This is a genomic window from Paenibacillus sp. J31P13, assembly GCF_056269295.1.
On record NZ_JBWDNR010000004.1, the window covers coordinates 160,203 to 177,693 of the forward strand.

At 43.4% G+C, this 17,491-nt stretch carries 18 protein-coding genes; all 18 read right to left on the reverse strand.

Going from position 1 to position 17,491, the window contains the following annotated elements; all coding sequences use genetic code 11:
- Positions 1 to 60 precede the first annotated feature (60 nt).
- From AC0YOD_RS15005 to AC0YOD_RS15090, 18 genes are read right to left on the reverse strand one after another with little or no spacing between them, the layout of a single operon-like run.
- Positions 61 to 2,517 carry a phage tail spike protein gene (locus AC0YOD_RS15005; RefSeq protein ID WP_475800129.1) on the reverse strand — a complete coding sequence of 819 codons (2,457 nt, stop codon included), beginning with the start codon at positions 2,515 to 2,517 and terminating at the stop codon, positions 61 to 63.
- Complete coding sequence (locus tag AC0YOD_RS15010) at positions 2,514 to 2,642, reverse strand: hypothetical protein (RefSeq protein ID WP_475800130.1); 129 nt, start codon at positions 2,640 to 2,642, stop codon at positions 2,514 to 2,516. The genes AC0YOD_RS15005 and AC0YOD_RS15010 overlap by 4 nt, the downstream gene beginning before the upstream one ends.
- 1 nt (position 2,643) lies before the next feature.
- Complete coding sequence (locus AC0YOD_RS15015) at positions 2,644 to 2,862, reverse strand: hypothetical protein (protein WP_475800131.1); 219 nt, start codon at positions 2,860 to 2,862, stop codon at positions 2,644 to 2,646.
- A gap of 3 nt (positions 2,863 to 2,865) precedes the next feature.
- Positions 2,866 to 5,313 carry a hypothetical protein gene (locus AC0YOD_RS15020; protein WP_475800132.1) on the reverse strand — a complete coding sequence of 816 codons (2,448 nt, stop codon included), beginning with the start codon at positions 5,311 to 5,313 and terminating at the stop codon, positions 2,866 to 2,868.
- 9 nt (positions 5,314 to 5,322) lie between these two features.
- Complete coding sequence (locus AC0YOD_RS15025) at positions 5,323 to 6,159, reverse strand: phage tail domain-containing protein (protein ID WP_475800133.1); 837 nt, start codon at positions 6,157 to 6,159, stop codon at positions 5,323 to 5,325.
- On the reverse strand, positions 6,146 to 8,893 hold the full coding sequence (locus tag AC0YOD_RS15030; protein ID WP_475800134.1) for a phage tail tape measure protein: 2,748 nt from the start codon (positions 8,891 to 8,893) through the stop codon (positions 6,146 to 6,148). Before AC0YOD_RS15030 ends, AC0YOD_RS15025 begins: the two co-directional genes overlap by 14 nt.
- A 7-nt stretch (positions 8,894 to 8,900) precedes the next feature.
- Positions 8,901 to 9,176, reverse strand: coding sequence for a hypothetical protein (locus AC0YOD_RS15035; protein WP_475800135.1), 276 nt, complete (start codon positions 9,174 to 9,176; stop codon positions 8,901 to 8,903).
- 23 nt (positions 9,177 to 9,199) lie between these two features.
- Positions 9,200 to 9,559, reverse strand: coding sequence for a hypothetical protein (locus AC0YOD_RS15040; protein WP_475800136.1), 360 nt, complete (start codon positions 9,557 to 9,559; stop codon positions 9,200 to 9,202).
- Positions 9,560 to 9,616: 57 nt separating this feature from the next.
- Positions 9,617 to 10,498 (reverse strand): Ig-like domain-containing domain, encoded by an 882-nt coding sequence (locus AC0YOD_RS15045; protein ID WP_475800137.1) that lies wholly within the window; start codon positions 10,496 to 10,498, stop codon positions 9,617 to 9,619.
- On the reverse strand, positions 10,499 to 10,879 hold the full coding sequence (locus tag AC0YOD_RS15050; RefSeq protein WP_475800138.1) for a hypothetical protein: 381 nt from the start codon (positions 10,877 to 10,879) through the stop codon (positions 10,499 to 10,501).
- Positions 10,876 to 11,316: a hypothetical protein gene (locus tag AC0YOD_RS15055; RefSeq protein ID WP_475800139.1), complete on the reverse strand. Its 441-nt coding sequence runs from the start codon at positions 11,314 to 11,316 to the stop codon at positions 10,876 to 10,878. Before AC0YOD_RS15055 ends, AC0YOD_RS15050 begins: the two co-directional genes overlap by 4 nt.
- Positions 11,316 to 11,624, reverse strand: coding sequence for a phage head closure protein (locus AC0YOD_RS15060; RefSeq protein WP_475800140.1), 309 nt, complete (start codon positions 11,622 to 11,624; stop codon positions 11,316 to 11,318). The genes AC0YOD_RS15055 and AC0YOD_RS15060 overlap by 1 nt, the downstream gene beginning before the upstream one ends.
- Positions 11,621 to 11,908, reverse strand: a complete 288-nt coding sequence (locus tag AC0YOD_RS15065) for a hypothetical protein (RefSeq protein WP_475800141.1) — start codon at positions 11,906 to 11,908, stop codon at positions 11,621 to 11,623. Before AC0YOD_RS15065 ends, AC0YOD_RS15060 begins: the two co-directional genes overlap by 4 nt.
- Positions 11,908 to 13,593, reverse strand: a complete 1,686-nt coding sequence (locus AC0YOD_RS15070; protein WP_475800142.1) for a phage major capsid protein — start codon at positions 13,591 to 13,593, stop codon at positions 11,908 to 11,910. Before AC0YOD_RS15070 ends, AC0YOD_RS15065 begins: the two co-directional genes overlap by 1 nt.
- Positions 13,593 to 14,174, reverse strand: a complete 582-nt coding sequence (locus tag AC0YOD_RS15075; RefSeq protein ID WP_475800143.1) for an HK97 family phage prohead protease — start codon at positions 14,172 to 14,174, stop codon at positions 13,593 to 13,595. The genes AC0YOD_RS15070 and AC0YOD_RS15075 overlap by 1 nt, the downstream gene beginning before the upstream one ends.
- Entirely contained in the window at positions 14,161 to 15,366 is a 1,206-nt protein-coding gene (locus AC0YOD_RS15080; RefSeq protein WP_475800144.1) for a phage portal protein, read from the reverse strand. Before AC0YOD_RS15080 ends, AC0YOD_RS15075 begins: the two co-directional genes overlap by 14 nt.
- Complete coding sequence (locus tag AC0YOD_RS15085) at positions 15,359 to 17,089, reverse strand: terminase large subunit (RefSeq protein WP_475800145.1); 1,731 nt, start codon at positions 17,087 to 17,089, stop codon at positions 15,359 to 15,361. The genes AC0YOD_RS15080 and AC0YOD_RS15085 overlap by 8 nt, the downstream gene beginning before the upstream one ends.
- Positions 17,086 to 17,442 carry a P27 family phage terminase small subunit gene (locus AC0YOD_RS15090; RefSeq protein ID WP_475800146.1) on the reverse strand — a complete coding sequence of 119 codons (357 nt, stop codon included), beginning with the start codon at positions 17,440 to 17,442 and terminating at the stop codon, positions 17,086 to 17,088. Before AC0YOD_RS15090 ends, AC0YOD_RS15085 begins: the two co-directional genes overlap by 4 nt.
- Between the last annotated feature and the right edge of the window lie 49 nt (positions 17,443 to 17,491).

Here is a 17,491-nt window from a genome sequence, read left to right on the forward strand (position 1 = left end):
TCTTTTTATAAAACTAAGTAAAAAATTTTCTGAGCAATAAAATAAGCCCGCATCTGCGGACTATACTAATGCAATCCAAGAAAAATCTAATGCGTAATCATACCGCGTTACGTTTGTGTAATTTGGTATTACTGTCGATCCCGATATCCCATAAATTACGTTCCATCGATACAACGATCCAAATCCTTTTACAGTAAACTTGCCGTTTACCTTATCGACACTAACCACTTCTAGTTGAGTTGTGACTGGAGCATAGTTTAGAACTCGAAGGCTCACACCTGGAGTCTGTTTAAGCTCTTGAGCGAAAAAAGAATCTCGCTTTAGAGCTAAAATCACTTTGAAATCCTTGCCCTTGAAATCTGAAGGCAAAGTTATAGTGATATTTGGAATACTATCGCCGTTTGCCGTTCCTTCCGCATTAACGAAGTAAGCATTGTTTGCTCCGGTCGAGTCACTTCCGGCAGCCACCAAATAGTTATAGGGTTTATCTCCTGATGCTGTTTTTCTGATTAGCCCATCTGGCGTTAGCGCAGTAGTGGAACCGTCTTTATGAAAAGCGATAGTACCGAACTGTCCTGGGGCAAATTCCCCCATACGCATCACTTCACCATTCGGCCCATCGATATGGAAGCCATCGGCATCAGTGTAAACAGATTTGTATTTAATACCTTTAAGGACACTTGCATCCTTGGCTGCCTGCTCCGCTGCATTAGCTTTCGTAGTTGCATCTGTCTTCGCCTTGCTTAGATTCTCGGTTGCTTGATTTATGCGAGCTTGTTCTTCTGCCGTTACGATTCCATCTGCATATGCTTCAACTTGCTCTTTTACAAGTTGCGCTTGCGCTAAAGCCTCTGCCTCTGCAGCGGCTTGTGCTGCATCTGCCTTAGCTTTAGCATCTGCCTCAGCTGCTGTGATTGCTGCTAATTTTGCAGCATTAGATTTTTCTGTTGCATCTCGTTGGGCAGCTTCAAGCGTCTCTTTTGCCTGATTCATTCGAGCTTGTTCCTCTGCGGTAACAATACCGTCCGCATAAGCTTCTGCTTCTGACTGAGCAAGCTGTGATTTTGCTAATGCTACTGCTTCCGCGGCGGCTTGTGCAGCATCAGCTTTCGCTTGTGCAGATTCAGGCGTTTCTTTCGTAGTTGGATCATAGCCAGGCTCAAACGTTGTTGAGGAGTTAATTCGTATCAAACTCGCATTAAGAATTCCGGCATTAATAACATCAGCGGTAAACCCTGTACCCTTGCCAAACGTTCGCCAGTTCCAATTGCCGCCAACCTTTTCAGAAGCAATTGCAAAGATACCTGGCCCTAAATACAATGCGCCATAATCAGGACTATTACTGTCGGTATTTTCGAGCAAGAACCCTTCATTCGGACGCACTTCTGCGGAAGCATATGCCCCCGATGCGACAAGCTGATTTTTCAACGTGTTTATCTTACCGTCTATCCAGTTTGTATTTACGCGACCACCACCTGTTGTTATCCGTTCAATCGTGTTTGTGGCGTTTTGCATCTTATTTAGGGTATCCATCAAGTCGGGTAGAAAGTTAGCAAGAACCACGCGCGAGCGTTCCGGTGCATTGGGGTACTCCTCGTATTCAACGATTCGCGCCGTTACCTCGATTTTTAAATCTTCATCATCGACATGAACGGTATCTCCAATGGCAAAAGACTCGCTTTCCCCGTAGCCTTTAACCCCTTTTAGCTCAGTCACATCCGCGACATAAGATAGCAAATGCGTGTCTACAGTGGCTAAATATGCTTCACCTTTCTTTCGCAACTCCTGCAAATCCTCAACCTCATCAAACGTCACCTCGCCACATTTCGGTCGCGGATAAAGTCCAATATTGGGGCTATCAATTGGCTGTGTCAGCGTAATACCATCTTTACCAAAAACAAAAAGCCGAGTAATAACACCTCGGCTTTCTTTGGTTCTCGTTATGCTCCTTAGATTCTTGCGATAACTAATCCTTACGCCATTGTCAGCACCAATCTGCGGTTTGAACGTGATATTAAAATTGTCACGCTGCATCTCTGCTTTGGACAAGGCTATTAAATGATTCAGCCCCCATACCACGCTGTTCCGCTCTACTGTGAAGTCATGAGAAGTTGAGACTGCGAGCGCATTACCCGTAAACCGAGTCCCGGCAAGTATACCATCCAAAATGGCGGCTGCTGTCGCATTCGTGTACTGGAGTAGCGGTATATATTCGGTAAGCAGCTCTGTACAAATATGTTCTGCAAATACAGTAGCTAGTAATTTACCGCCCGTGTCTCGACTCTCTTTTACAGTCCTAATAATAAACAGTTGACCTGATACCTTAACGATATTTTCCTCCGCTAGATACGGAACGGCTTCATCCGTGTAAGGCACAGAAAAATCAACGGTATAATCAGCATTTCTTCGCTGAAAGATTCGCGGCCCTAGATCAATAGTTTTTCGAATGACAGCAAGACCAAAATGTGAAAAGTCAGTCTCAAGCTTGTCATAAATCACGATGATGTTATCTGTCACTCATCCTCGCCTGCCTCATCAATATCCGTATATCCATCCTTTCGCATCTGTCCCTGATACGGTTCTGGAACCTTAGAGAGCGGCAACATGCGGTTATCTACTCTAAATTTATAAAAGGTCAACATGCTAAACCCCTCCTCCCTCCAAAATGAATATTCTCTCTTCAAGCACAGAAATTTGCATCATCAGTTCAACAAGAACAACGCCTATCATATCGTCGTTCTGTAAAGACAGCGTAAGCGCCTCCCCGATGTCACGAATAACAGGAGGCTCGTCTACTTCATCAAGCTCAGCTGCAGGAATCCCTCTAGATATTAACCACTCACGCATTGCTTCCATATCCATAGCCTAACCTCCCAGCGCTTTAACTTTTTTATATAGCTCCGCAATAGCCCAGACATTTACAGCCCCCTGTGTCTCTAAGTCCGCCATTTCCCGAACAAGCTGGTCTTGAACCATCTTTGGATTACTCTTAAAACGTGTTGTGACGTCAATTACGTTTGGTGTGAACTGATACTTGTCCAAGACTTGATAAGTAACCGTATACTGAGCTGTTGGATCAAATAATCCAGCATCTATTGCACGAATCGCTCCATCAATGTTACTACTGGCTAACCATCCTTTGTCAGGCTCGCCATTCTTGTACACTTCAATAATATTTATAGCACGGTATTTCAGCCTGCTAGTTCCCCAGTAGTCAAGTCGAGATGAAACTATATAATAGCGACCTACATCGAATTTAGGAATAACTGATTCCCTGAGTACAACGCCCTCAAGAAGCTCTAACTGATTACCACCAGTTTGTAGAGCGATTGCTCCTATGTCACCTGAAAACGATTCTTCAAAGCTTTGCGCCAACACATAATTCACTGTTGCCCACCCTACCCAGCCAGGTGCTTTATTTGCTGCGCAATAGGCTTCTGTATTTGTTATTGGTGCAATTCCTGTCAGAATGGATACCCAACTGCTATAAACGCCACCGCTATTGGCACTCGCCTTCCATCCGTTCAAAAGGGCTTTGATTGCATTTGAGTTCGGGTTTAACGTTTCGGACCAGCCGCTCTCCACATCGCCAATTCCTATATAAAAAAGGTTAGCATTATCTAAGACTTGGTTATCAGGAGCAAAAGTTGATGATGCTCCAATATTTTGCGAAATGATACTTCCATTGAACTTTTGTGCTAAGGCGCTTCTATAAGATGCTAATGCTGTCGGCAGTGTTGCTTTCACAACCTTATTCCCTGTGTTGTCAGAGTGAAAGAGCCATGTCAACGATCCGTCTAAAACTACGCCTGTTTTCCAACGTCTTAATGTTCGACCTGTAGCTGTATCGAAACTGTCCGCAATCGTTCGATCTACATTGCTGGCAAGTAGAGGAAAGTTTGCGTAATCATCGTTACGTTCAATAAATTGACTAACTACTGAGCCTAGTTCTAGTATTGGGTTTATAAATGAGAATAAGCCTGTAGCAGTAGCATTAGAAAAACGAACTCGAATATAAGCAGCATTAGGTTCTGTCGTTTTAGTAAATGAATCAACAGGAGAAAAACCTAACGATGATAATTGAGTTTTGTTCGCACTCAATGTAGCCATACCAATTTGCCCAGAGCCAATTCTTGTAACCGAGAGAGTATATGTTGTATTAGGAGAAACAGGTATATCTATGTCAGTCGCTTGCCATGATGCAGTTGCTTCTAATTGTAATTTATATGGTTCAACCACTTTTGCATTTGCATGTACTGTCCACTCTGTAAACGGAGGTAACATATTTTTCCCAGCTTTTCTAACTGAACCACCTTCCAAATGTTTGACGGAATCGACATATGGATACTTCTCTACAAGCTTCTCTCCTGTAAATTCAGGGTCAATATCTATTTTGGCGTAATCATATGCTGAAATTTCATACACACGGAACGCATCGATAAATCCATACATACCACTCTGACTACCACGGACTTCTCCGCGTATATTTATTGAAGTCGCACCAACCATGTCCGAAGGTGAAATTTTGACATATGCGTCGATAAATTTTGTTGTATCGGTTGTAGTATATCTTTTTTCTGAAACTGCTCCCCCAGTAATTCTTGTAACTAGGTTGATGTCAGTCGAATTGAAATTTTTGATACTTCCCATAAATAAATAATATTTTGACATATCAATACGCCCAATTAATTCAATATAAGCATAACTATTTACTCCCGAAGGACTAGAGACCTTAATACTGGTATTTCCTATCGAAGTATTCGATGAATCTAAAACAATTGAAGCGCCTGAACTATTACTCCATTTGCTTATATCTTCGCAGTTTCCATCCCTTCCAAGTAAATTGACAAGAGTTCTACCTTGTACCATAAATTCAGCTGGAGACGCTTGTGACGTATTAATGACATTCAGTCCTCGCTTAATCATCACAGATTGATCATTCTGCGCGAGCTGCTTGCTGTGGATCTCTCGGATCATCGTCCCGATCGTTGTTCTTGCCGTTCCATCTGCACCCAAACGACCATCAATGACCTCGGCTGCGCTCGATGCAGGACCCCCAATAATGTTATTAATCTGAGCTTGTTGAGCATCAACCTTCTGCTTCATGCTCTGCCCTTCAACAAATCGGATCTGCTCTGCTGTATGAGCTACCGTTGCATTCGCATGAGCACTATCTGCAGCAATACGCTCTTGCTGTTCAGTACTAATCTGCTTTTGCTGCGATGCATCCACCGCTTCAAGTGACGACATCTTCGCATTAATCGCATCCTTACCAGCTCTGAGCGTCGATCCCACCGGTATTAAATCAGCCATTGTATCACCTCACGTATATTTAGCTGCAAACACAAACGACACAGAGCAATTGAGCCCTGTGCCGCCTATTTTTACGCTGTTACGTCCAGGGGCAAGCTTTATCCAGCGCCCAGACACTTTGTTGTTTTTATTAGTTGAGCTGAGCCTTGCTTGCATACGCTCGTTGTCTATTGTGACCGATCCGGCAGAAACTGCTTCGCCGTATACGATAGTTCGATCACCGACATTAATCGAAATCGAAGTGAAGCTTCCAACAATCTGAATAGATGGCCATATCTCCAGTGCACCAAAGTTTACAATTTCTACAGTCTGAGGTCCTTTAATCGCAAATTCAAAACTATCATCGAAGGTAATCAAATTATTGTCCATGAGAACCTCACTGTCCCATGACAACCTATTCGATAGATCCGTCTGATAACTAAAAGGATCATACGCAACTAGCGGCAATTTGAACTGACCGAAGCCAACAACACGCCCAATATCAAGTGAGCCCGAATAATAGACTAGATATTTTTTGCCTGGCTTAATATCAAAGACTAATTCGAGTTCACGGGGTGAGCCGGTTGCATCGAGGAGAAACTCAGCTAAGCGATCAACTGCAGCCTGTAATGATAAGGGATCATTCATGAACATGGCACAATCTAAACCAAATTCTAGAGGAGCAAGCTTGGCTCCGAAATAAAACGCACCATGCCTCCCAGCAATGGATGATGTACTGCCAACAGTGCCAGCTAACACAGGTCGCTTAGATTGCCTCGTCATATGCATACCTAGCTGCAGAGCCGTTCGTACATCAAGGGGATCATCTACAGGTCGAAGTGAAAACCCTCCATTATAAACTACCAAGCGCTCTCCCCCTCGTCCTTATGCCTTCGTTTTGATGTTGGCTTACACTGGATGATATCTCTCGGCTATCTAAGTGAATGTGATTGTGTATTACTGTTACGCCACCACCGCTATTAAGTATGTCCTGTGTTTCGTTAGCATTATATACTTGGCTACCTCGCGGCATATTTACTAGCTCAGGACCCTTTTCTCCTACAAGTGACAAGCCTCCTGGTGCAAACGTCGTGCCATCGACATGCGCCGGTATTGTTATGGTTGCAGTTGATCCCGAAGCTTTGACACCCGCCTGTATACCATCACTGCCACTCTTAAAGATACCTGATATAGCATCTTTAACTTTTGACGCAATGCCAACCACTTTGTCAACAATCCCACCTACGAACTCATCAATCCTTGCAGGAATGCTTTTGATAAAATCAACAATGCCGTTCAAGATGCTTTTTCCAACTTCTCCTGCAGCTGAATAAGCATTTTTAGCAAAAGAAATGATGTTAGCAACAACATTGGATAGCCAATTCAAAACCATTTGTGGTAACTGGCTTATAAAACTGATCACAGCGTCAACAATGGACTTACCCGCATCGCTCGCCTGCTTGGCGGCATTCTCATGCCACTGGACAATACGATTGAAGGTATTTACTAGCCACGTCCAAACTTTATCAGGCAACTGAGCGAAAAAGCTCAATAGGCTTGCTACAAACTGCATCCCCGCCTGTATGGCACTAGCTACCAAGTCACTACGCCATTGATTCACATCGGCAATTAGCTTAAGAAGCCATGTCCAGACTTTTTCCGGCAGCTCTTTAAAATACTGAATTACCTTCGGAATACCCTCTGAAACCGCGCCTATCATGTAGCCAATAACATAACCAACAGCATAAGGGATTTTGACCATAAACAAATCGTTTAGAAAGCCAATGATCTTGCTAGGCAGCTCAGCAAAGAAATTAACGAATTGATTGAAGGCTGCAGGAACATCATTAGTAAAAAAGCTTAAAATAGCATTCCATACGCCCATCGTAAATGCTTTGACTTCATCCCAGTATTTAATGATCAAACCAACGGCAATTCCAATCGGACCTGTTAAAGCCATAAGCATGAGCGGTCCCCACTCTACAAAGAAATTCCCAATAGCCCCAAAAATCTCAGTTGCCTTTACCTTGAGCCATTCCCATGAAGCAGCAAGCCCCTCACCTATCTCACTCCAATTTTTAAAAAGAAAGATAATGCCCTCTATTACTGCAACGGCAGGCGATAAAATAGCAAAGAATAGTTTAGCTTTTGTGGAAAGCTTGTCCCAATTCATCCATAGCGCCACACCAATTGCAATTAAAGCTCCAATAGCTGCGGCTATAAGTCCAATCGGATTCGCCAGCATAGCAGCATTAAGCAGCCATTGCGCCGTTGTCATTGTAGCTGTTGCAAGCTTCCAAGAATCATAGATCGTAATTAACAAACCTATCGCCATTTGCGCTGCTATGGCTGCTGTAACTCCGGCTAGTATTGGCAATAAAATATTGCTATGATCGATAACCCACTGTATAGCTTCCGCAAAGTTTTCAAATCCTTTTATGATGGCATCTGCTACAGCTAAAGTGATTCTTTCAATTTCAGGCATTTTACTTGTAAACCACTCGGCAAATTCGGACAGCTTCGGGAGTATTCGTTCACCAATGGGAATCATAACGCCTGTTTCGAACATCCGGCCAATTCCTTTTATGGCTTCACTGAACGAATCATACTTAATTTTATTGATGTCCTCTAGCGTCTTTGCGGTTGAGTCTGTATAGCTTTTTACATTGCCTAAAGCTAAGATCCCCGCCGCTTCCAAATCTTCAAACTTAGATCCGAACAGAGCTATACCTATTTGATTCCGAACTATCGGATCTTCCAAATCTGTCAAACTCGTCATCACTTGCTGGAATGCAATCTGTGCTTGCTCTCCCCCTCCAGCAAATGCATCTGCCATACCTTGGGCATCCAGCCCTAATGAGTTAAATGCTTCACTGGTGCTATCAGAAGCATCTTTGCTCAATATCGTAAACTCTTTAATCGCATCCCCGACGAGCGCGACTTGGAATGATCCGTCTTTTGCACCCTGAATCAGAATGTCGGTAAACTGCTCAGCGCTGAATCCTAGTGCCGCAAAGTGAGGAGCAAATTCCAACAATACCTCTGTTAAATCGCCATTAGCATTAGCACCTTGCTGTGCGCCTTGGGCAATGAGGGTATAGGCTTGGTCTGCTGTTATTCCAAACTTCTGCATAAGAGCGTTTACTGCCTGTACAGATCCCTCGACTTCAAATTCGAACGTATCTCGCAGCATTAACGCATTCGCTGTTAGATCCTCAAGCTCCGCTCCTGATTGGCCAGTTAATTGTTTGACCTTTGCCATCGACTTGGCAATGTCCTCGAAATTTTCACCAAGATTTCGATTATAGATCCGTTTGGTAATTTCCTCGTACTCTTTCATTTCGTCAGCTGTGAGCCCTGTTTCAGCTGCCAAACCATTCATTGCCTTACGGAATTCATCTGCTACCTGTACCGACTTAACCCCTAATGCAAGAACAGCAGCAGCGCCTATAGCCGCTAAGGACAGTACAAGCGCCCCTGCTGCCTTTCCAACTGCTCCTAAACGTTCCTGAGCCCGCTGACCCCTTGTATCTACGTCATCCAGTGCCTCGTCTGCATTGTTTTGTACGAGGATCGTACCAAACAAACGAAATATTTCCATCGCTCAATCACCCGCCTTTCCGAAAAGCTGCAAGAATCGCCTCAGCATCATCTAGAATCTCTTGTTTTGTTTTCTTTGATGGAGGAGGCGTTACAGTTCGTTTGGGCTTATAGAAATCATCGAATGAGACATAATCCGATTGCGTCATGTTCGGGAACTTTGTAAGATACATTTCCCAACTGCGCTGTTCGGTTTCTTTCTCGTAAACCTTGTTGATTTGTTCAATACCTGCTTCAATATCCATGTTTAGAACATAATCGATCTGACCATACCGCTTAAGCAACAAGTCAATGACTTCAACCTCATCTATTGACTTGCTTGCTTCAAAAAACTTGGCAGACCTGGTAACCCCTTAAATTGGTCAAAGACACTGGCCAGCTGCCCAATATCAAGCTCAGCAAATTTCTCAGGTTCCATGCCTGCCAAACTCGCAAGAAAGTCCGTCACTTCCTTCTCTGCAAGGTGAATATTCTCAAGCACCACTGCAAGCATTTCCATACCCGCCTGCATTTGTTTGGCTTCGGTTGACTGCTCGCTTGCTTCGTCCTTCTTATCGAGAGCTGCAGCTGCTTGCTTCATGATTTCTTTGATTCCAATTTTCTTGATGATGCGAGACATAGGGAAAATATCTTTCAATTGTAGTTTTCTAAGTTTGATTGTTTCCATTAATTAGCCCTCCATTAAATGACGAAAGAGGGCATCGCTGCCCTCTCCGTATAGTTTTTAAGCTGTTCTAAATTTGCTAGCTTTCTGTGCGAGAGAGTTTCCGTTAAGGTCCTTAATATTGGATGATGCAATAGCAATATAATCCGTGGCCGCTGTCATATTGGTCGTTGGTTTAAGAGTGACTACCGTTTTAGCAGCATTAATCGTCAATGCGCCTGGTACGTTGGTTCCATCAGCTTTAAGTAACAGGAAGTTTGCCGGATTAACGAGTGTTGGATTAATAGGCTCGTTGAATGTCCATACCACACTAGAGCCCACCGCAATAGCTGTTGCCGCGTCAGCAGGAACAACCGTTACTGTTGGAGGTGTTGTGTCCATCGTCAATTTTGGATAGTAGATTTTGAATGGTACTGTATCAAGGTCGATTGCATCGTAATGGGCTGCAAAAGCAACGGGCAGCACGCTCTCACCCTTATCCTCCGTTTTTAACGTGACACCATCGGTATTAAGTGCGTTAAAGATTTGAATGATAACAGGGTTATTACTGCCGCTTAAACGCCCTACCCATGTAATGTTGTCAAGGTAATTGGCTAATGCGATAGTATTGCTAGCCGTGATAATGTCATACAGCGGGTTACTTGCACTATCTACTGAGCCCGTTGCAAGAGCTGCAGCAAGGAGCTGCGGTGTGATCTCCAACATGTTTGCAACAATTGAAACGTCCCATGAATCAATTGCGTTCAGCCCCTTGGCCCGTCCCTTTACTCCATCAATTTCAATGGATCTTACGGATGGAACGGCTTTAAACTCTCCGCCACCTCGCGTTGCTCCCAAAAGCGTGCCGCTTCCGGTTGTTAAATCATAGTTCTTGTAAAACGCACCAGCATCTAAAACTAAATGATCGGCGGTTTGATTGGTAAATCCTGAGTATTGCGGCATCTAATTCCCTCCAAATGTTCGTACTTGATAGATAAGTCGTCTGCCTCGCAAACTCTTATCAGGATCGGTAAGAGGCAGGCGTGTGTCACGGTGAAAAGAAAAAGCCATCCCATTGACGCGGATGGCTTTTTTATTTAAAACTCTATCTAGCTCAGCTATGAGCATTTCTAGTGGCATCGTGTCGCCATCTTCTGGAGCATCCCAAACATCTACATGCAGCACAAAAATTTCAGTTGATTCATCACTTCCGAATGCGTTAGGAAGATCATAAACAACGATAGGATAAGGGATATCCGCTGGTGCAATTTCATAGTAGATTTTCGGGTGCTCTGACTTAAGTAAAGTAACAATCGATTTTCTAAGCTCGACAATCTTACTCATTCATCCCCCACCCAACTCCCATCATCACGAATCAATCCCTCCGCCTTATTGAGATCTTCAATAGCTTCAATATATACGCCCATTACTCGACGTATATCGTCAACATTATTTAAAACGGCATCCATGAGTATGGCTTTCTTACGTTGTCCACGCGTTCCAAGCTCCTGCTCAGCTCCATACCAGGTGTTATGCTTAATACCTACGAACAAATCCCGCTCCCGCTTTCGAGCCCAGTACTGGAAAGAACGCATAATACGCTTAGATCGTTTCATACCGACTTGCTTTTTGGCTTGCTGCATAACCAGTTTCCGAATGATCTTGCCCACTTCACGCATTCCCGCCATTTCAAGTTGCTTGAGCGTGTACTGCGTTCGGTCGATATTAGAAATCCATTCGACACCATTTCGGGTTGCTCGTACAGTACGTGGCATTGCCATCAGGTCACCCCATTAACAAGCCCACTACAAACCATTTCTAACTCTTCCATGCTAGTGCTAAATGTTCGGATGACTCGATACTTATTGCCTCCAAATACGACAACTTTCTCACCGTTATACTCATAAGCATGAATGACAAAAATGTATTCCGGCTTTAAGCCATTAACCGCTGCCTGGTAGAACTCCGTCCGGCCAACCGATTTTAAACCGCACAATATAACATTTGGCACTTCTATTGCTATAGCATCTCCCGCTTCATTTTCGGAATGCTCTTGCCCTATTAGTGTTAATTCGTAGTCATAGGTCATTTTGTACCACCGCCCGAATGAATAATTAGGTTGTGTAACCTAAATTGGATATGGCGCGGAAGCGCACCCTCACTGTCTCGACTCTGATAAAGCCAGGTAGCGTAATCACAAACAAAAAGAAGATGATTGGAGTTAGCGCCATCAAGCGCCACTCCTTTCTCATCTTCTAGTTCTTTGATTACGCCTTTAACGATTGCAGTCAAGTAAGTGTCTCTTACAGTTGTTCGAATGCCAAGACGTTCCTTAACGAGTCCAACTGCTGTTGTTTCATCCATGGCTTGCATTAAGATTTCGTTACAACAACCGTATACACCTTAGTTGTTGTTCCGTTTGTCACGGTGACCGTTAGAGTATTAACTCCAGCAGTCCATGTAGCTGCTGCTCCATTTACAACAGGAGTAGCGCCATTGCTGATTGTGACACTCGAACCTGGTTTAGCAGCAGTTGCTGTGATTACGTTTGTCGCATCTGTTGTTGCTGCTGTATACGATCCGTTAGCGGCGTTAAATACAGGAGATAGTGCTTTATTTCCAACAGTCAGTACCGACAGATAAGCATCAGAAGGATTTGCTGTATCAGGTGCAAATGGAACTGAAGTTGCTGGATCGACGCCGTTGATATTAACAGCAACAAATCCTTCGCCAAACACAGGTTTACCATCATAACGAGCCGTCCCTTTAAACACTGTCTGATCCTCAATAAATTTAACATGCTCGGATTGCGCTAGTTGAATTCCTGCACGTTCTGCCAGTAAATATAAAGATCCGTAGCCACCAATGATATCACCATCAGGAATGAAGTCTAAGATTTCAATGTCTCCACCAACAAGAGGCATCGTGTTGTTCATCGCAGCAACGAGTGCACCGGCAGCATTGAACACGACCATCTTAGACATGAGGAGCGCATGTGTCTGTGTGTTCATAGCCCAAAACTTAGTACCATTGCTGTAATTAGCGCGAGCTGCAGCAAGTTTTAGCAAAAGTGTCGAGAAGAAAACTTCTGCTGTTATTCCACTCGGATTAATTTTAAGCAAGTTTGTCGCGCGAAGATCGGTCCAAGTCGGTGCTTTTGCTCCCCAGTCAGAAGGCTGTGTAGTTTGGGCTAGGCGCTTCGCAATACCAAGAGGCATCTTCTTACCCGTACCATAAAGAATTGCCTTATCTACCGCAATTCCAATAGCTTGTCCCAATGCATCCAAAATTTCAGCAGCAAGGCTGAGGTCACTATCTTCCAACGTAGCATTACAAACTGGAATAAAACCACCAACCTTGTAACCGTCCACTTCAATCTGAGAAAATGAAATGTTAAGCTCATTCAATGACGCGCAAGCTTCCGTCCAGATTGCCTCTGGAATCGAACCGGAAATCGTTTGACGCGCTGTTCCTTTCAAAGGCCGCAATTGAATTCTTTTAATCAGCTTGCTGAAGCGGTGAAGGTTGTCGCGAATTAGTTCTAGCATAACATCCGGGATTGTCAGTTCCGAGCCTGATACTGATCTTGTTTGAGCGGCGCGGCCCAATTCGCGAACCTGACCGAGGAAATCCTTTACCTCATTACGTGCCACCAGCGCGGAGCGCTGTTCAAAACTCATGCTTCTGAAAAATCCGTTCATTCTAACTTCGCCTCCTAATTGTTGTTGACTTCTTGTGTCCGTTGCTGGCAATGGTGTAGGTACGGATGTAGGAACATTTGTCGGGCTATTGCTATTCAATTGTTCCAATTCCTCTTCAAGCGCTGTAATCTCGCCTTCAATTATTTCTATCTTTCCTTCCAGCTCTGCCTTTTCAGCGTCGAGGGCTCCAATGCTTTCCTCAACAACGGCTATCTCTTCATCCGTGTTAGCCTCTTCAATCGCAGTTTCCAGCTCAGTTGACCTCGTTTGAAAACTTCTTTCCTGATCCACAAGTTCAGCAAGCGCCGACTTCCTTTGTTGAATCTTTTTCCCTAGCATGATTTGTCTTAATGCCATTATTTTTTCAACCTCGCTTTCAATTGGTGTTTTCGTTGTTGGAGCTGCCTCTCACGATGCTGTTTAATTTCATCATGTCGTGCTTGTACGCCAGTAGCCTCATAGGCCGGGAATGTGCAAATCGATACCTCATATAGATCAATCTTACGAATAATCCATTTCACACTGCCATCGTCACGCCATTCCGTACTCTCTTCTAGGATATTAAAGCCAAAGCTGCACTGATCAACATCACCCCGCTTCACGCGTTCGTAGATATTAACCGCATCAGAGTCGTTAGGATTAATTTCCACCCTGCCCCATAAACCATGGCTATCAACCTTCAGTTCCAGTGTGCCTGACTTGTTACGACCAAGGACGAGCGTAGATTCGTGATTGATTAGCCCGCGTATATCATTGCTCATGGTCTCTCCGAAAGCCTCAGGGGCGATCTCTTCAAAGGCTCCCGGCCAAAGCTCTGTTTGTTTGTTAAATACGGCAAAATAGCCTTCAATATACATATCCTGACCTTCTTGCTCTGACCTTGTCTTTAATGCAAGGTTGAGGCTTCGCGTCTGTTTGTTCTTTCTACTCAGTTTCATCACCTCCCCCATTTAGTTTCTTTTGATCGCCTATCATGCCAGCTGGGATATAATTTTCAAGGATGACACGCTCTGATAGTCCTTTTAATGGTGACAAGCCGATCCAGTCCCGCACCTCATTACCTATCATGATGCCTCGTACGTACATATTAGCTGCAACATCAGAAAGCTCCTTAAGGTCATAGGCGTATAGGCTGCGAGGATTCATCTTCCAATATAAATCAGGAGCGTAAAGCGTCTTCCTCGTCAGCTCTTGCTCACATACCTTTGCATATGACATTAAGGTTGTTGTGACAAAATTGTTAAACTCATCTTTATTGAAATCGCCAACACCAACAAAAAAAGGCGGCACTCCGATGAGGCTCGCCACAGTTCTTTTATCCAGTTGAACAGCTTCATTTATTGCAAGATCATTAAGGGATAAAGGTTTGATTTGATCAACCTTTATAAACTCAGCCGGTACAATCCAAGGCTTTCCTCCACTAGTTTCCGAAATGTACTTATTCAGAATAATGTCCCTACCTTCGGGACTGGACATTTCATCAGTCATAGCATCAACAGATACGATGACTGATGGCTTCCACTTATCTGACATAAAGCTGTTTTTTGTTTTTGAAGCTTGCTTTAGATTACTGATAATATCCTTTAGTACAACACGATATCCTGTCCCGACCCAAGGTCGATCTGGATCTGGATTAATTGTGAAATGAAGTACCTCATCATGATTGTACATCTTGCCTTGATATAGAATTTGATAAGCATCAACGGTATCGACAAAACTCACAAACGATGGCTTTAAAGGAATTAATTCCTCAATTATTCCATCCTTCACTTTTGGGTACACTACACTATTTCCGCCACCGTCTAATAACAACGTGTATATAATATTGTAGACCCAAGCCTTACGCGTCATGAGGCTATATGGATTCACATCTAATTTACGCGAAAGAGCATTGCGTATCCGAACATCACCCTCATCTGTGTTTTGCATAAGATGGATGGTCATGCTGCTAATTAAGTCTGCGATCTTATGAACGGCCATCTTGACCTCTGGATTGTCTGACAGCCTTGTATAGCCTGGAACGCAAAGTGTTTCATTCGCAGCATCAGAAAGTAAAAATCCTATGGATGATGATCTTGTTTCTGGTTCTGCACGGGTATAGCTCTTGCCTCTGCTTTTCTTCCTACTCACGACTATTCCCCCCTTTAAGCCAATCGTTTGCATTCGTCTTCGTTTCCATGTTTTCCAGCATGCGGACAGCACCAAAAACAGATGCGTCAAAAATGTCGATCCGCTGCTCGTCTGTCACTTTCTCGTATTGAATCATATCATCCGTCTTCTCAATTGCCCTTACATTCTGCAAACAATACTCATAGGCTTCTGAATGCAAGTAATAAAATTTACCTTCCTTCGCCTTACTTTCAATGCGTCTAAACCCTTGATTCTTTTTATAAAAATACTGAGGCTGGTCAATAATTTTAAATCCGGCTCGTTTCATGCCGATAACATATTCCGTTCCAAATTTACGGTCATGACCTACCTGTTTAATCTTAAAGCCCATATTCCGCATCTTGATATACCAATTAATAATGTCGGCATAGTTAACAACTGGACTATTGCACATGGTTAACCATCCGTCATCCTTCCAGCCAAACAAAGGAATACCGTCATCCTCTGCTTTACTAGCAGCCGCCACAATTGGAAACCATGCGTGTGTAATAACTATATCAACGCCCTGATACTCGCCATATAATGCTGCCGCTGTAAGATCATGTAGTTTGGATAAGTCAGTGCCTCCATACCAATCAATAGGCAATCTAGCTAATTCTTCAATCGTCCAATTATATTTACGATCTGATGCTTTAAACTCATCCAAATTGAAATAAGCGAGCAATGCTGCGGTATAAACATTCAGAGATTTTGCTAAGAAGTCTTTACGCTGCTGTGGATCATTGTGAGCCTCCTCGGCTTCTTTCATGATATCTAATGGTCGGATACTTACCCCGTAATTAGGATTAGCCTTTTCATGTTCATTGGCAGAGGTATAGGCAACTTCGCCTTTTTCGTCCTGATCGGCTTTACAAATGAACACAAAATAATGTTCCGCTTTTACTGTTTTATTCAAAATCTTTTTACAATACTGAAACCGCTGATAACAAAAGCTAGACATGTTGTCACCAGCAGTGGTTATGCCTATCATTAGCTTATTTGCATAGGCTTTCATGGCTTCTTTGATAATGTTGTATTGTTTCGGCTTGGTATAGGCGTGAACCTCGTCGCAAATGGCATAGTTACAGTTCAATGAATCCTGAGCATCAGGGTTAGCAGCCAGCGCTTCAATATTAATTGAACCTTCGCCAAACTGACCTGAGATACTATGATTTTGGTTGTTGTCCAAGATTCGAAAGTTCTTCTCTTCTCCCATTTGACGCAAATTGTAGAGGATGAAGTTGAAACTCTGTAATGCCTGACGTAAGGCTGCCCCAACAATGTAAACTGTTGAACTAGAACGGATACTTAGCAATGCCAGTGCCCATGCGAGTGCTGCAGAAAATGGTGTTTTTCCATTCTTTCTTGGCACATAGAGAAAAGCTTCTTGAAACCTACGCAATATACTCCCCTTTAAATAAAAGCCAAGAAGGTTATAAATAATAAATTTCTGCCATGGCTCCAATAAAAAAGGAGAACCCCTGAGCGGCATTCCGTCTAGGCGTTCCCCTTTTTCATGTACAAAGGTGGATTCGATAATATCAATTACATACTCAGCATCGCTCGGATTGAAATCATATTCTCCCGATGTAAGATCATTTAGAAATCTGTTGGCTCCTTCAATCAGCTCTACACAGGCAATTTTACGACCTTCTACAATGCTAACAGCATACTCCATGACTACTTCATAATTTTTATGCTTCATCGTTTGCTGAGCATTGCGGCAATTTTTGATTTCTCTGTTTTTTCAGCAGTAACGGTTTCTAAAGATTTTGGATTTAGACATAACCGATCCGAGTAAGCAAGAATGTCCTTTCGCAATGTTTCTAGTGTAGCAACGATAGGCGACTTCTTTGCTCCACCCTGTGCTGTTTCTGATTCCACCTGATAGCCGCTATCCGCAAATACCTCAGTCAAGCGATTATACTGAGAGACTAGCTCTGAGTAAATTTCAATCAACCGATCATACTGCTTTTTATAAATACGAAGTGCTTTCATATCCCTCACTGTTGCTCTTACAATTGAATCTTTGTCTATGTGTTTTGCCTCATTTGGCACAACACCACCTCCCCCAAAAAAATGTTTGTGAGATCCGCACTAGTGGAAA

Coding starts and splice junctions, on each gene's coding strand:
- AC0YOD_RS15040 (WP_475800136.1), bottom strand. CDS start 9,559: ATGGAAACAATCAAACTTAGAAAACTACAATTGAAAGATATTTTCCCT.
- AC0YOD_RS15070 (WP_475800142.1), bottom strand. CDS start 13,593: ATGGCATTAAGACAAATCATGCTAGGGAAAAAGATTCAACAAAGGAAG.
- AC0YOD_RS15075 (WP_475800143.1), bottom strand. CDS start 14,174: ATGAAACTGAGTAGAAAGAACAAACAGACGCGAAGCCTCAACCTTGCA.
- AC0YOD_RS15030 (WP_475800134.1), bottom strand. CDS start 8,893: ATGGAAATATTTCGTTTGTTTGGTACGATCCTCGTACAAAACAATGCA.
- AC0YOD_RS15085 (WP_475800145.1), bottom strand. CDS start 17,089: ATGAAGCATAAAAATTATGAAGTAGTCATGGAGTATGCTGTTAGCATT.
- AC0YOD_RS15010 (WP_475800130.1), bottom strand. CDS start 2,642: ATGTTGACCTTTTATAAATTTAGAGTAGATAACCGCATGTTGCCGCTC.
- AC0YOD_RS15020 (WP_475800132.1), bottom strand. CDS start 5,313: ATGGCTGATTTAATACCGGTGGGATCGACGCTCAGAGCTGGTAAGGAT.
- AC0YOD_RS15050 (WP_475800138.1), bottom strand. CDS start 10,879: ATGAGTAAGATTGTCGAGCTTAGAAAATCGATTGTTACTTTACTTAAG.
- AC0YOD_RS15055 (WP_475800139.1), bottom strand. CDS start 11,316: ATGGCAATGCCACGTACTGTACGAGCAACCCGAAATGGTGTCGAATGG.
- AC0YOD_RS15060 (WP_475800140.1), bottom strand. CDS start 11,624: ATGACCTATGACTACGAATTAACACTAATAGGGCAAGAGCATTCCGAA.
- AC0YOD_RS15015 (WP_475800131.1), bottom strand. CDS start 2,862: ATGGATATGGAAGCAATGCGTGAGTGGTTAATATCTAGAGGGATTCCT.
- AC0YOD_RS15045 (WP_475800137.1), bottom strand. CDS start 10,498: ATGCCGCAATACTCAGGATTTACCAATCAAACCGCCGATCATTTAGTT.
- AC0YOD_RS15065 (WP_475800141.1), bottom strand. CDS start 11,908: ATGCAAGCCATGGATGAAACAACAGCAGTTGGACTCGTTAAGGAACGT.